Origin of the sequence: Belnapia arida (genome assembly GCF_016773205.1) — a bacterium.
Classification (GTDB): domain Bacteria; phylum Pseudomonadota; class Alphaproteobacteria; order Acetobacterales; family Acetobacteraceae; genus Belnapia; species Belnapia arida.
This window is the reverse complement of record NZ_JAETWB010000003.1, coordinates 313,785-327,289: the sequence shown is the minus strand read 5'-3', so window position 1 is coordinate 327,289 and position 13,505 is coordinate 313,785. Positions and strand designations below refer to the sequence as shown.

The 13,505-nt window shown below is 70.8% G+C and carries 14 protein-coding genes; 5 read left to right on the top strand and 9 right to left on the bottom strand.

Translation table 11 applies throughout. The features are described from left to right. Positions 1–17 precede the first annotated feature (17 nt). On the top strand, positions 18–626 hold the full coding sequence (locus JMJ56_RS11320) for a cysteine hydrolase family protein (RefSeq protein ID WP_202831708.1): 609 nt from the start codon (positions 18–20) through the stop codon (positions 624–626). On the opposite strand, the gene JMJ56_RS11315 is transcribed toward JMJ56_RS11320, so the two are convergent. From JMJ56_RS11315 to JMJ56_RS11290, 6 genes are read right to left on the bottom strand one after another with little or no spacing between them, the layout of a single operon-like run. Continuing rightward, on the bottom strand, positions 623–934 hold the full coding sequence (locus JMJ56_RS11315) for a DUF4387 domain-containing protein (protein ID WP_202831707.1): 312 nt from the start codon (positions 932–934) through the stop codon (positions 623–625). The two genes, JMJ56_RS11320 and JMJ56_RS11315, sit on opposite strands and share 4 nt — an antisense overlap. After that, positions 934–2,289, bottom strand: a complete 1,356-nt coding sequence (locus tag JMJ56_RS11310) for an acyclic terpene utilization AtuA family protein (protein ID WP_236037644.1) — start codon at positions 2,287–2,289, stop codon at positions 934–936. The genes JMJ56_RS11315 and JMJ56_RS11310 overlap by 1 nt, the downstream gene beginning before the upstream one ends. Further along, positions 2,286–3,263 carry a Bug family tripartite tricarboxylate transporter substrate binding protein gene (locus JMJ56_RS11305; protein ID WP_202831706.1) on the bottom strand — a complete coding sequence of 326 codons (978 nt, stop codon included), beginning with the start codon at positions 3,261–3,263 and terminating at the stop codon, positions 2,286–2,288. The genes JMJ56_RS11310 and JMJ56_RS11305 overlap by 4 nt, the downstream gene beginning before the upstream one ends. Continuing rightward, positions 3,260–4,615 carry an LLM class flavin-dependent oxidoreductase gene (locus tag JMJ56_RS11300; protein ID WP_202831705.1) on the bottom strand — a complete coding sequence of 452 codons (1,356 nt, stop codon included), beginning with the start codon at positions 4,613–4,615 and terminating at the stop codon, positions 3,260–3,262. Before JMJ56_RS11300 ends, JMJ56_RS11305 begins: the two co-directional genes overlap by 4 nt. Before the next feature lie 18 nt (positions 4,616–4,633). Beyond that, complete coding sequence (locus JMJ56_RS11295; RefSeq protein WP_202831704.1) at positions 4,634–5,839, bottom strand: CaiB/BaiF CoA transferase family protein; 1,206 nt, start codon at positions 5,837–5,839, stop codon at positions 4,634–4,636. Continuing rightward, the gene (locus JMJ56_RS11290; protein WP_202831703.1) at positions 5,836–6,777 is read right to left on the bottom strand and encodes an HpcH/HpaI aldolase/citrate lyase family protein; all 942 of its coding nucleotides are present in this window, start codon (positions 6,775–6,777) and stop codon (positions 5,836–5,838) included. The genes JMJ56_RS11295 and JMJ56_RS11290 overlap by 4 nt, the downstream gene beginning before the upstream one ends. A gap of 12 nt (positions 6,778–6,789) precedes the next feature. Here JMJ56_RS11290 and JMJ56_RS11285 point away from each other — a divergent pair, with 12 nt between their 5' ends. Both JMJ56_RS11285 and JMJ56_RS11280 read left to right on the top strand, forming a co-directional pair. Next, the gene (locus tag JMJ56_RS11285; protein WP_202831702.1) at positions 6,790–7,689 is read left to right on the top strand and encodes a LysR family transcriptional regulator; all 900 of its coding nucleotides are present in this window, start codon (positions 6,790–6,792) and stop codon (positions 7,687–7,689) included. Between the two features lie 87 nt (positions 7,690–7,776). Beyond that, a complete protein-coding gene (locus JMJ56_RS11280; protein WP_202831701.1) occupies positions 7,777–8,604 on the top strand; it encodes an alpha/beta hydrolase in 828 nt (275 codons plus the stop codon). Here the strand turns inward: JMJ56_RS11280 and JMJ56_RS11275 are convergent. The 3 genes from JMJ56_RS11275 to JMJ56_RS11265 are packed head-to-tail and all read right to left on the bottom strand — an operon-like array spanning position 8,592 to position 11,728. Beyond that, complete coding sequence (locus JMJ56_RS11275; RefSeq protein ID WP_202831700.1) at positions 8,592–9,281, bottom strand: glutathione S-transferase family protein; 690 nt, start codon at positions 9,279–9,281, stop codon at positions 8,592–8,594. The two genes, JMJ56_RS11280 and JMJ56_RS11275, sit on opposite strands and share 13 nt — an antisense overlap. Before the next feature lie 21 nt (positions 9,282–9,302). Further along, a complete protein-coding gene (locus JMJ56_RS11270) occupies positions 9,303–10,529 on the bottom strand; it encodes an anion transporter (RefSeq protein ID WP_202831699.1) in 1,227 nt (408 codons plus the stop codon). Then, positions 10,526–11,728, bottom strand: a complete 1,203-nt coding sequence (locus JMJ56_RS11265) for an MFS transporter (RefSeq protein WP_202831698.1) — start codon at positions 11,726–11,728, stop codon at positions 10,526–10,528. The genes JMJ56_RS11270 and JMJ56_RS11265 overlap by 4 nt, the downstream gene beginning before the upstream one ends. A gap of 134 nt (positions 11,729–11,862) precedes the next feature. Between JMJ56_RS11265 and JMJ56_RS11260 the strand changes: the two genes are divergently transcribed. Next, a complete protein-coding gene (locus tag JMJ56_RS11260) occupies positions 11,863–12,618 on the top strand; it encodes an SDR family NAD(P)-dependent oxidoreductase (RefSeq protein ID WP_202831697.1) in 756 nt (251 codons plus the stop codon). After that, entirely contained in the window at positions 12,615–13,505 is an 891-nt protein-coding gene (locus tag JMJ56_RS11255; protein ID WP_202831696.1) for an NAD(P)-dependent oxidoreductase, read from the top strand. The genes JMJ56_RS11260 and JMJ56_RS11255 overlap by 4 nt, the downstream gene beginning before the upstream one ends.

The window sequence follows — 13,505 nt, the reverse complement described above, 5'->3', positions numbered from 1 at the left end:
TGCGTCGTTCACGCGGCATGGCACAAGACGAACTGCATCACGGCCCGCTGACCGAAACCTGCCTGCATCTCTGCATCGACATGCAGAACCTCTTCGCTGGGCATACCGAATGGCACACCCCCTGGATGACGCGGGTAGCGCCGATGGTGGAGCGGCTGGCCGTCGCCCATCCGGAGCGCACCATCTTCACCCGCTTCATCCCCGCCGACCGGCCGGGCGAGGGAACCGGCACCTGGCGGCGCTACTGGGAGCGCTGGCCCTCCCTGACGCGGGAGCAGTTGCCGGAGGGCGCCATCGACCTGCTGCCACCGCTGCAACGGCTGGTTCCGCCGGCCGAGCTCTTCGACAAGAAGGTCTATTCGCCCTGGGTCTGCGGCACGCTGCACCCGCGGCTGCAGGAGCGGGGGATCGAGACGCTCATCATCAGCGGCGCGGAGACGGATGTCTGCGTCCTCGCCGCTGTGCTGGGCGCCGTCGATCTCGGCTACCGGGTGGTGGTGCCGACGGATGCGATCTGCAGCTCCTCCGACCATACGCATGACGCGATGCTGGCCCTCTACAACGAGCGCTACGGCCAGCAGGTGGAGGCGGTGACGACGGAGCTGATCCTGCGGGAGTGGTGTTAGACAGGGACCTCCACATCCAGCAGCGGCGCGTGCTGCTGCGCGCCGTAGACATCGGTGTCGCCGAAGTCCCCGGCCGGCACCAGCCGCGGCAGCGTCGCCTTGAAGGCGGAGGCGGTGTCGTAGGGGGTGAAGAGCACATCCCCTTCGGCCACGCCATAGAGCCGGGCGAAGAGCGCGGCGCTCAGCACGCCGGTCGCCTTGACGCGGCGGTACAGCGCCGGGTCCTCGAACAGCACGTCGATCGTGACCATGAAGGGCCCGGCATTCTTGCTCTTGCAGATCTGGGCGATATCGCGGATCCGGGGCATCACACGCTCTCGTATTCGATGGGGAAAAGGGCGCAGGGGTCGTCCACCGCGAGGGTGTGGAAGATGCTGAACCGGTAGAGCTCGCCGAGCGGGATGTCCGATGGCGAAAAGGGGAAGGCCATGTTGCCCTCCTTGCAGAGCCGGCCGGGGAAGTCGGCATGCAGCAGGCTGGTGCGAGCCATGGCGAGGACCGCATTCGCCACCTCCTGATCGTCGGCCAGCACCTCGATGACGAAGCCGAGCTCGTGCGAGGTGACGGCCCGCACCGGCTCCCACCCAGCCATCACCGCATCCCGCCCGATGACGCGGACGGCCATGCGGTAGCGCTCCGCGGAGACGCCGAAAGAGGCGGCCTTGGCCTCGACCTTGGCGCGGTGGCTGGCGAGGTAATCGTCGATCTGGCCGATCAGCACCGGGTCCCGCGTGGCGCAGATAGTGATGGCGCGGTAGCCGGCGAGTTCCACCCCCTCCAGCTTCACCGTGTAGGTGTCGGCCGGCGTCCAGCGCATGCCGGCGACCTTCACCGCCCGGTCGGAGACGGGGGTGAAGGTGACGTCCGAGGTGTCGAGCAACCCGCCCGGCTCCACGTGATGGGTGGGGCTGGAATTCTCGTGCAAGGCGAAGTTGGCGACCGAGAGCGGCGTGCAGCGGCGGATCGGGTTGGGCGGCTCGCAGACCAGATGGTCGTCCTCGATCGTCACCAGCAGGCAGTCCGGCTCCTTCGGCGTCGTCGGCTCGGCGCCGCATTCCAGCATCTTGCCGGCATACCAGGAGGGCGCCGGCGCCATGCCCGCGCGGATGGCGGGCGCGGCCCATTGCGCCGGGTCGCTGCTGCGGCCGGCCAGGATCACCTGCGCGCCGCCGTCGAGCGCCTTGGCGATCGGCTCCGGCCCCATCATGCCAACGATGCGCGTGGCGCGATCGATGGTCGCCGCGTCGAGCGGCGGCAGCTTGGCCAGCGGCTTCGTCCGGTCGAGCCGGCTGCCGAGCATCGCCTTGTCCTGCTCGGCATGGATCAGCGCCATGCGGAAGGAGAGGCCGTCCTCCCGCGCGATCTCCCGCGCCAGCGCGGCCATGCTCTGCAGGTGCGGCTCGCCCCCGGCCCCGCCCGAGGTGCCGATGATGCAGGGGATACCGGCCGCGACGGCCGCCTGCAGCATCAGCCGGAAGTCGCGCTTCACTGAGAGGCGCGAGCAGAAGGAGGTGCCGGCGCCGAGATAGTGCGGGCCAGGGTCCGTGGAGCCGCCATCGCAGCCGATGACCTGCGGCTGGCGGCTCATCCCGATACGGAGCGATTCCTCGGCATAGCCGTAGCCGAGGATGCCGCTCGTCGAGAGCATGGTGAAGGTTTTCATTGGCGGGGCAACAACCCTTCCTTGGCGGCCTTGGCCCAGCGGGCGTCGTCGTCGCGCAGCGTGGCGGCCAGCGCCTCGAGATCCATCGGCGCCGGGTCGGAGGCCATGGTCCTGAACTTCTCCTGCATGGCGGGCGTCGCGCTGACCTCGGCGCAGGCGCGGTTGAAGCGGCGGGCGATCTCCACCGGCAGCTTCGCCGGGCCGAAGATCCCGACCCAACCGATGAAGGTGCAGTCGGGCAGGCCGCATTCGACCAGGGTCGGGCTGTCCGGCAGGAAGCCGGACCGCTCGGGCGAGGTGACGGCGATCACCTTCACCTTGCCGCCCGGCAGCAGCGGCATGGCCGTCGCCGTGCTGCCCCAGGCGAGCTTCAGATGCCCGCCGGTGAGGTCGCCGAGATAAGCGCCGCTGCCGCGGTAGGGCACCTCGGTCAGGTCGATGCCGGCGGCCTTGGCGAATTGATTGGCGGCATAGGAGGATTGCGCATCGGAGGTCGCCTGGGCGATCTCACCCTTCGGCCGCGTCTTGGCATAGGCGATGAGGCTGGGGACGTCCTTGAAAGGCGCGTCTGTATTCGCCATCAGCACCAGCGGGTAGCGCGCCATCAGCGCGATCGGGGTGAAGTCATTCGTCGGGTCGAAGGGCAGGTTCGGCACCATGTGGCGGTTCATCACATGGGTGCTGGTGACGGTGACGAAGGTGTAGCCATCGGGCTGGCTGCGCGCCACGGCCTCCGAGCCGACGATGCCATTGGCGCCCGGTCGGTTCTCGACGACGAAGGTCTGGCCGAAGCGCGCGGTCAGCGCCTCCGCCATCGCCCGGGAGGTAAGATCGGTGCCGCCGCCCGGCGCATAGGCGACGACGAGGCGCACCGTGCGCTCGGGCCAATTGCCCTGCGCGCGCACTGCGGGTGCCGCCAGCAGCCCGATGCCGGCCGCGGCCAGCCCACGCCGGCCGAGAATCCCCTTCCTCATTGTGCCTTCCTCCATTCGCCATGTTGCGGCCGTTGCAGGCCGAGATTCTCGCGCAGCGTGCTGCCGGCGTAGTCCTTGTGGTAGAGGCCGCGCCGCTGCATCTCCGGCACCACCAGCCGGGTGAAATTCTCGAAGGAGCCGGGATTCTGCGAGGCGACGAGGACGAAGCCGTCGCAGGCGCGGCCCTCGAACCAGCCCTGCATCTGGTCGACCACCTGCTTCGGCGTGCCGGTGAAGTTGGGGAATTCGCGCGTAGTACCGCGGCCGGAGAAGGTGACGAAGTCGCGCACCGTCGGGTTCTGCTTGCCGCTCAGCATGACGATGCGGTCCTTGAAGCCGCCCCAGGACAGCCCCGCCAGCTCGGCATCGGTGAACGGCTCGTCCATCGGCTTCGAGGCGAAGTCGAAGTTGAGCGCCTCGGAGAGCAGCACCACGCCGTCCTCCGCCGTCGCCAGGGCCTCGGTGAAGCGACGCTTCTCCTCGGCCAGGGCCTCGGTCTCGGCGACGTTGACGTAGACGGCGGGGGCGACGGTCACCTCGTCCGGGTTGCGGCCGGATTCGGCGACGGCGCGCTTGAGGTCGGCATACTGCTTCTTGCCCGCCTCGATATTCGGGTAGACGACGAAGATCAGCTCGCCCCAGCGCCCGGCGAAGCGGCGGCCGCGGCCGGACTGCCCGGCCTGGATCAGCACCGGATGGCCCTGCGGGCTGCGCGGCACCGGCAGCGGGCCATGGCTGCGGAAGAACTTGCCCTCGTAGCGTACGGGCCGGACCTTGGAGGCATCGGCGAAGCGGCCGCCTTCCTTGTCGAGCAGGATGGCGTCGTCGTCCCAGCTATCCCAATGGCCCATGACCGCTTCCATGAACTCATCGGCGCGGTCGTAGCGGAGGTCGTGCTCGAGATGCTCGGTGCGGCCGAAATTCGCCGCCTCGCTGTCATTGAGCGAGGTGACGACGTTCCAGGCGGCGCGGCCCCGCGTCATCAGGTCGAGCGTGGCGAAGAGGCGGGCGACGTGGAAGGGCTCGTAATAGGTGGTCGAATAGGTCCCGCCGAGGCCGAGGCGCGAGGTCGCCTGCGACATGACGGCGAGGATCGTCGCCGGGTCCATCTTGACGACGCGGATGCCGTTCTCGACGGCTGCCACATGGTCCCGCCCGTAGATGTCGGGCATTGCCAGCCGGTCGTCGAAGAAGGCGAGGTGGAATTTGCCCTCCTCCAGGATGCGGGCCACGCGGGTGAAGTAGTCCGGCGTGAGGAAATCCGTCGCCGCGGCGGGGTGCCGCCAGGAGCCGGGGGCGATGGAGCAATTCTGCGCCTGCAGGAAGCCCACCATCTTGATCGTGCGGTCCATTCTTCTTGTCCTCCCGGCCTAGATGGCGCCCGATTGCCGCAGCGCGGCGATGTCCTCGGCCACCATCCCCAGCCAATTGCCCAGGATCTCTTGCGTGTCGGCCCCCCTCGCCCGCCCGGCATGGCGAAGCGTCGGCGGCGTCTCGGTCAGCCGCGGCACCGGCGCCGGCAGGGCCAGCTCCCCCGCCCGCTCGTCGATGACGCGCAGGATGTTCTCGCGCGCCGCGATATGCGGGTCGGCGAAGATGTCGGCGATGCTGTTGATCGGGCCCCAGGGCACGTCCGCGGCGTCGCAGGCGGCGCCGAGCTGCTCCATCGTCATCCCCGCCGCCCAGTCGGCGACGATGCCGTTCACCTCCGAGCGGTTGGCGATGCGCTGGGCCGTCTTCTCGAAGCGGTCGGGTGCCGTCAGCTCCGGCCGCCCCATGGCTTCGGCGAGGCGGGCGAAGATCTTGTCGCTGGTGCAGGCGATCGCCACCCAGCGCCCTTCGCTGGTCTGCCAATGGCCATGCGGCACCACGGTCGGCACATCGGCGCCCATGCGCTCCCGCACATAACCCGTCTTCGCATAGGCCGGCGCGATCTCGTCGAGCAGGCGGAAGACGGATTCATAGAGGCCGATATCGACATCCTGCCCCTGCCCCGTCCGCTCCGCCACGCGCAGCGCCATCAGCACGCCGACCGCACCCCAGATGCCGGAGAGGTAGTCGGCGAGCGAGGTGGAGCCGGGCACGACGGGTTTCCCATCCGGCTCTCCGGCCAGGAAGCTCAGGCCGCCGAAGCCATGCGCCACGCGGGCGAAGCCCGGCAGGCCGCGCTTCGGCCCGGTCTGGCCATAGGCGCTGACCCGCAGCACGACGAGCCTCGGGTTGATCTCGCGCAGCGCATCCGGGCCGAGGCCCCATTTCTCCAGCGTGCCGGGGCGGAAATTCTCGAGCAGCACGTCGGATTGCGCGACCAGCTTGCGGAACACCGCGGCACCCTCCGGGTGGCGCAGGTCGAGCGTCATGCACTGCTTGTTCCGCGCCTCGCTCAGCCAGGCGAGGGTGTCGCCGCATTCGGTCGGGGTGCCGAAGGCGCGCATCGGGTCGCCGAGCTTCGGGTGCTCGATCTTCAGCACCGTCGCGCCGAAATCGGCGAGGATGGTGCCGGCGAAGGGCGCGGCGAGGAAGGTGGCGATGTCGAGCACCTTTACGCCGGCCATGGGCATCGCGGGCGCGCTCATGCCTCGAGCCCCGCCTGCCGCAGGATGTCGCGCGCCATCAGCGCATGCACGGCATCAACCATCATCCCATCCTCCGCGGCCGCTCCGGCCCCTGCTGCTTCCGCCCGGGCGAGCGTCGCCAGGACCTTCCTCGCCCATGCGATCCGCGCCTCGTCGGGCGAGAAGACCGCGTTGATCGGCGCCACCTGGTCCGGGTGGATCGCCCATTTCCCCTCGTAGCCGAGCGCCCGCGAGCGGGTGGCGGAGGCCCGCAGCCCCTCGCCGTCGCGGAAATCGGCATAGACGGCGTCGATCGGCCTCACGCCCGCCGCGCGGCAGGCATTGGCGATGCGGGCCAGCGCGTAATGCCACTGGTCGTTGGCCGCGCCCGCCAGCGCGTAGTCCGGGTTGGGCAGGCCGACGACCGTATCCGGCGTCCGCATCTCGCGCATGTAGTCGCCGAGGCCGAAGATCACCGTCTCGACGCGCGGGTGGGCCTCGGCGATCTCCTCGGCGCGACCGACGCCCCGCGCCGTTTCCACCAGGGCGGCGATGCCGATGCGCGGGCGGCCGGTTGCCGCCTCCACCCCGTCGAGCAGGGCGGCAAGGAAGCGGATGTCGAAAGCCTCGCCCGCCTTCGGCAGCACGATGCGGTCGAGGCGCGGGCAGGCCTCGGCGACCTCGACGATGTCGCGGTGGCACCAGGGCGTGCCGATGCCGTTCACCCGCACCGACATGATGCGCGGGCCCCAATCCACCTCGTTCAGTGCGGCTATGGCGGCGGCGCGCGCCTCCTCCTTCCGGCCCGGCGCGACGCCATCCTCGAGGTCGAGGACGATGGCATCCGCGGCACTCGCTGCTGCCTTCGGGAAGAAGCGGCCGGAGGTGGCGGGAACCGACAGCTCGCTCCGCTGCGGCTTTGCCGCTCTGGCCTCGACGCTCATCGCCTGCGGTGTCACGCTGCACGCTCCATGTCCGTCAACCTCAAGCTGCTGAATGCCTTCCTGCTGGTCGCCGAGCACCGCAGCTTCCGCCGTGCGGCGGAGCTGTCGGGCCGCTCGCAATCGGCGCTCAGCCTGCAGGTGCGGGAGCTGGAAGGGCAGCTCGGCGCCTCGCTCTTCCACCGCACCACGCGCGCAGTCGGCCTGACGCGGGAGGGCGAGGCGCTGCTGCCGCACGCCCGCCGCGCCGATGCCGAGCTAGCGGCGGGGCTGCGCCGGGTGCGGGCCGCGGCGGCGATGGAGGCGGGGCGGCTCGCCCTCGGCTGCCCGCCGCATATCGCGGAGACGGTGCTGCCGCCGCTGCTCGCCGCCTTCCATCGGGCACATCCGCGCGTCGCCATCCACCTGCGCGAGATGCCGCAGGCGGCGGTGCTGGAAGGCGTCAGGCGGCAGGACCTGGAATTCGGCATCGGCCCGCGGCCGGCCCATGCGCCGAGCCTCGCCTTCACCCCGCTCAGGGAGGAGGCGATCCTGGCGCTGGCCGCGCCGCGCTTCGTGCCCAAGGGCGCGCGGAGCCTGCCGCTGGCGGCGCTCGGCCGGCTGCCGATCCTCATCACCAGCGGGGCGAATACGATGCGGGCGATGGTCGAGGAGGCGGCGGCGAGCATCGGCACCTCCTTCGACCCCTGCTGCGAGGTGCAGATGCCGGCGACGGCCATCGCCCTCGCCGCCGAGGGGCTGGGAGTGGCGGTGATCCCGGAGCTGGCCCTGCCGCGCCAGCGCCCGCAGGGGCTGCGCGTGCTGCCCATCACCGATCCGCCGCTGTTGCGCGAGGTCGGCCTCGTGCAGTTGCGCGGCAGCCGGCTCTCGCCGGCGGCGCTGGCCTTCATCAGCCTGCTGGAGGCGGCCCTCTCCGGGTCTGCCGCATAGGACGTCATGCTTCCACCCTGTTTTCCTGATCGAAGCGCTCCCGTGGCCCGGCAGTCCAGCGAGTTTCGGCAAGCGATTGATCGTGGTTTGCGATCACTGATGCTGCTGGCGGGGTTGCTGCTCGCCGGATGCTCCGGGGCGGATGTGCTGAACGGCTTCGCCTCCGCGAGCGGCGTCGCCGTCAGCGAGGGCATCCCTTATGCCGCCCGCCTCACCCTCGATCTCTACGAGCCAAAGGCGCCGAAGCCGGACGCGCCGGTGCTGGTCTTCTTCCATGGCGGTGGTTGGGAGAGTGGCAGCCCGGCCGACTACCGTTTCCTCGGCACGGTGCTGGCGCGGGAGGGGTTGCGCGTCGTCATCCCCGCCTACCGGCTTTGGCCGGAGGCCGGCTATCCCGCCTTCCTCGAGGACGGCGCCCAAGCCGTGCGATGGGCGCGCGACCGCTGGCCAGAGGCGCGTCTGATGCTGATGGGCCATTCCGCCGGCGCCTATATCGCCGTCATGCTGGCGCTCGATGAGCGATGGCTCGGCGCGGCCGGGCTGCGTCCGGGGCGCGACCTTGCCGGCGTGATCGGCCTCTCCGGCCCCTACGACTTCCTGCCGCTACGGAGCCCCGTGCTGCAGGCGATCTTCGGGCCGGAGCAGGGCTGGCCAGAGACCCAGCCCATCGCCCATGTCTCAGCCGGCGCGCCGCCCATGCTGCTGGCGGCCGGCCTGGCCGATACCACCGTCCGCCCGTCCAATACTGCCAACCTCGCGGCTGCACTGCGCGCCGCGGGTAACATCGTGGAAGAGCGCTACTACCCGCAGCTGGGCCATGTCATGACCATCGGCGCCTTCGCCGGCCTGTTGCGGCCGGTGGCGCCGGTGCAGCAAGACGTGCTCGACTTCCTCGCCCGGCGTCAGGCGCCGTGAGCCGGCACCTGGCGCGCCAAGCCGCCATGCAGGTCGAGCATTCGCTCCTGCCAGTCATGCACCGCATCGCCCGGCTCCAGCAGGGGCAGCGGGCTGACCACGCGTGGCCACATCAGCGTGCCGAAGACGCAGTAGTCGCCATAATCCGGCGCGGGGCCACCGACAAAGGGCTGGTGGCGCAGCAGGTGCCGCAGCGGCAGCAGCAGCGCGCGGAATTCCGGCAGCCGCGCCTCGCGCCCCGCCGTCACCTGAGCGAGCGGCATGCCGAAGCGCCGCTCGCGGCTCTCGATGAAATAGGCCCGGTCCTTGGCGTCGAGCATTGCCGGGATGTCGGAGACGATGAGCTTCGCCAGCGCTGGAAGCAGGACCGCGTCCGACCAGGTGGCGAGGAAGCGCTGCGAGGCGGGCGTTCCCTGGAAGAGGTTCGGCGCCTCCGGGTAGTACTCCTCCAGGTATTCGGCGATGGCCCAGCTGTCGGCCACCGTCTTCGCGCCATCGACCAGCACGGGCACCTTGTCGGAACCGGCGAAGGCGATCGCCTCCGTCTCGGTGAAGCGCCAGGGCACCACCTCCGCCTCCATCCCCTTATGGGCGAGCGCCATGCGGCTGCGCCAGCAGTATGGGCTGAAGCGGCGGGCCGGATCGGTGCCGCAGAGTTCGAAGAGCTTGCGCGCCATGGTCCGCCTTCCCCTGACCGTTCAGCGCAACCATAACCCAATCGCAAGCGTCACTAAAGTCATTGGTACACCCGTGCGGGCATAGCGCCAGAACCCAAGCTCCACCCCCTCCGCCTTCGCGCGCTGGGCGACGATGAGGTTTGCGACGGAGCCAACCAGCGTCAGGTTTCCCGCCATGGTTGACGCCATGGCGACCAGCAGCCAGGCGCGTTGCGGGTCGGCCAGCGGTTCGATGAAGGGCTTCAGCACGAGCACCGCGGGCACGTTGCTGACGAGGCTCGAGAGGATTGTCGTCACCGCGGTGAGCGAGAGCGGGTTGTCGAGATGCAACCGCCCGGCGGCGGCCAGCACTTCCGGCGTCAGCATCGCCTTCTCCAATCCGTCGACGACGACGAAGAGGCCGGCGAACATGGCCAGCAGCGGCCAGTCCACCTCGCGCCAGACCTTCTCCGGCTTCACCCGCCGCGTCAGCAGCAGCAACGCGCCGCCGAGCAGGCTGGCCAGCGCCACCGGCACGCCGGCGAGGAAGGCGATGACGACGCCGAACGCGACCAGGGCCGATTTCAGCGCGAGCGGGCGATGGATGCGCGGCAGCCGCGTCGGCGCCGGCACCGGCAGCCTGGCGACGAGGAACTCGCCCGGATGCAGCAGCAGGATCAGCAGGAAGCAGGCGACGAGGCCGAGCGCCGCGACCGGCGCGAGGGCCAGCGCAAATTCTCCCCAGGAGAGGCCGGAGAAGCCGCCGACGATCATGTTCTGCGGATTGCCGGTGATGGTCGCGGCGCTGCCGATATTAGCCGCCATGGCGACCGCCAGCAGGTAGGGCAGCGGGTCCCGCCGCAAGTGCCGCGCCAGCGCCACGACCAGCGGCGTGATGGCGAGGCAGACCGTGTCGTTCACCAGCACGGCGGAGAGCCCGCCGCTGACCAGCACTACGGCGGCAAGCAGCGTCGCCGGGTGCCGGGCGCGCGCCGCCGCCATCACCGTCACCAGGCGGAAGAAGCCGGCGAGGCGCAGGTTGGCGACCAGCAGCATCATCCCCAGCAGCAGCGACAGCGTGCCGAGATCGATGGCCTCGAAGGCCTGGCGTTCGGTCAGCGCACCGCAGGCGACCATCAGCGCGGCGCCGAGCACCGCGGCGCCGGTGCGGTCGAGCCTGAGCCCCGGCACGCGGCCGATGGCCACCACCGCATAGGTGGCGAGGAAGACGAGGACGGCCGCGATGCGGCTTCCGTCGGCAAGGCTCATCGGGCGGGTCTCGTCTCGGGCATCGTCGACCAGAACAGCAGCGTGCCTGCCCCCGCGATGGCGGCGAGCAGCAGGAATGCGGTGGAATAGCCCGCCGCCACGACGACATAGCCGGCCGCCGCTTGGCTGAGGCTCGCCCCGATGCCCTGGGCGGTGGCGATCGCGCCGAGGCTGATGTTGAAATGGCCGGTGCCGCGCGTCAGGTCCTCCGTGATGATCGGAAAGAGCGCACCGAACAGCCCGGCGCCGACGCCGTCCAGGCACTGCACCGCCACCAGCCAGTAGGGGTCGTCGGAGAGGATGTAGAGCAGGCCACGCGCCGTCAGCACCAGGAAGCCGGCGAGGAAGAGGGGCTTGCGGCCCCAGGCCTCGGCGCGGGCGCCGACCAGCATCGCCATCGGCACCATCACCAGCTGCGCAGCAACGATGCAGACGGACATCAGCGCCGTCCCCTGGTTGGCGTCGCGCTCGGCGAGCTTCTGCCCGACCAGCGGCAGCATCGCCGCATTGGCGAAGTGGAAGAGCGTGACGCAGGCGGCGAAGACCAGCAGCGGCCGGCAGGCGAGCAGCACGCTCCAGGCAGAGGCATGGGCGCCCCGCGCCTCGCCGGGCTCGAGGCCGCGCGCCACGTCGTGGTCGATGGCATCCGTCGGGATGGCGAGCACGGCGACGACGCTCGCCACCGCCATGGCCGAGAGCAGCCAGAAGACGACGATGGGGCCGAACATGTAGGAGAGGCCGCCCGCCGCCGCGGCGGCGAAGGCATTGCCCGCATGGTTGAAGCCCTCATTCCGCCCGGTGCGGCGGGTGAAGGCGGCACGGCCGGCGAGCCCGAGGGTGATGGCGGCAATGGCCGGGGCGAAGACGGAATGCGCCACCCCCGCCAGCGCCTGGGTGACCACCACCGGCCAGAAGCCCGGCACGAAGGGCACGACGAGGCAGGTCGCCGTCACCAGCAGGGCGGCGGCGGCGATGAGGCCGCGCTTGGCGCGGATCGCATCGACCAGCGCCCCGCCGGGCGTCTGCGCGATGAGTCCGGCGACGGCCGAGGCCGAGAGGGCGATGCCGATGCTCGCCTGGTCCCAGTGATGCACGGCCAGCAGGTAGATCGCCAGGTAGGGGCCGAGCCCGTCGCGCACATCGGCGAGGCAGAAATTGAGCGCGTCGAGCGCCCGGTCCGGGCCCCGGCTTCCTGTCATCGGCATCACGGTCCCATTTTGCTGGAGCGGGGCCGGAACGGCAACGAGCTGGCCTGGTTCCCGGAATGGCCGGCGTCTTGCCGCATCGCAATGCAGGCGCCCATAGTCCAGGACACAGGGGAAGGAAACGGCGAATGGCAAGGCTCCCGGGCAAGGTCGCCCTCATCACCGGCGCGGGCACCGGCATCGGCCGGGCGACGGCGGAACTCTTCGCGCGCGAAGGGGCGCGGGTGGCGGTCGCCGAGATCGACGCCGCCGCGGGCGAGGAGACGGCGCAGCGCATCGCCTCCGCCGGGGGCGAGGCCATCGCCCTGCCGACCGATGTGCGGGAGGAGGCGCAGATGGAGGCCGCCATACGCCGTACCGTGCAGCATTGGGGGCGGCTCGACGTGCTGCACAACAATGCCGGCGGCTCGACGCTGGAGGACGGGCCGGTGACAGAGGCGCCGGTCGGCGAGTTCTGGCGCGCCATCACGCTCGATCTCTTCGGCACCTTCCTCGGCTGCCGCTTCGGCATCCCCGCGATCATCGCCTCGGGCGGCGGGGCGGTGATCAACATGGCCTCCATCGTGGCGCTGATGGGCTTCCCGGGTCGGGATTGCTACACGGCCGCCAAGGGCGGCGTCGCGGCGCTGACCCGCTCGCTCGCCGTCGAATACGCGGCGCAGCGGGTGCGGGTGAATGCCATCGCACCCTGCGTCACCCTCACCCCAAGGGTCGAGCAGCTGCTTGCCGGCAACGCGGCGGCGCGGCAGGTGGCGGAGGGCCACCTGCTCGGCCTCGGCCAGCCGATGGACATGGCGCAGGCGGCGCTCTGGCTCGCCTCCGACGAGAGCCGGATCGTCACCGGCCAGGTGATCCCGGTCGATAGCGGGGCGGTCGTAGCATGACGGCGAAGCTCGGCTTCATCGGCCTCGGCCAGATGGGCGCGCCGATGGCAGCGCGGCTGCTCGGCCCGGATGTGGCGCTGCATGTCTTCGACCCGCGGCCGGAGGCGGTGGCGGGGCTCGCAGCGCAGGGGGCCATCGGCTGCGCCAGCGCGCGGGCGGTGGCCGATGCGGCGGAGATCGTCCTCGCCTGCCTGCCCAATGGACAGGTCAGCGAGGCGGTCGCGGGCGAGGTGGCCGATGGCGGCGCCGTCAAACTTTATGCGGAGATGTCGACCATCGGCCGGGCGACGGTCGAGGGCATCGCGGCGCGGCTGGCGGAACGTGGCATCGCCATGGTGGATGCGCCGATCAGCGGCGGGCCCTCGGGCGCGCGGGCGGGGACGCTCGCCATGCTCGCCGCCGGCGCGCCGGAGGCAGTGGCGCGGCTCCGGCCCTGGCAGGAGCGGATCGGGCGCGTGGTCTTCACCCTCGGCGAGCGGCCGGGGCAGGCGCAGGTGATGAAGCTCGTCAACAACCTGGTCTTCGCCGCCAACATGGTCGCCGGGTTCGAAGGGCTCGCCATGGGGGCCAAGGCGGGGCTCGACCCCGATACCATGCTGGCGATGCTGAATGCCGGAACGGGGCGCAGCGTCGTCACCGAGCGCGTGGCGGAGGAGGTGCTGGCGCGGCGCTTCGCCTTCGGCGCGGCGATCGCGGTGGTGGACAAGGACGTGAAGCTTGGCCTCGCCGAGGCGTCGTCGCTCGACGTGCCGATGTGGGCGATCGAGCAGGCGGCGCGGGTCTGGCGCTTCGCCGCCGGGCATGGGATGGCGGGGGAGGACATCTCGGCGCTCGCCCGGCTGATGGAAGGCTGGGCGGGGGCGGAGATCAGGAGCCGGCAGGAGTAA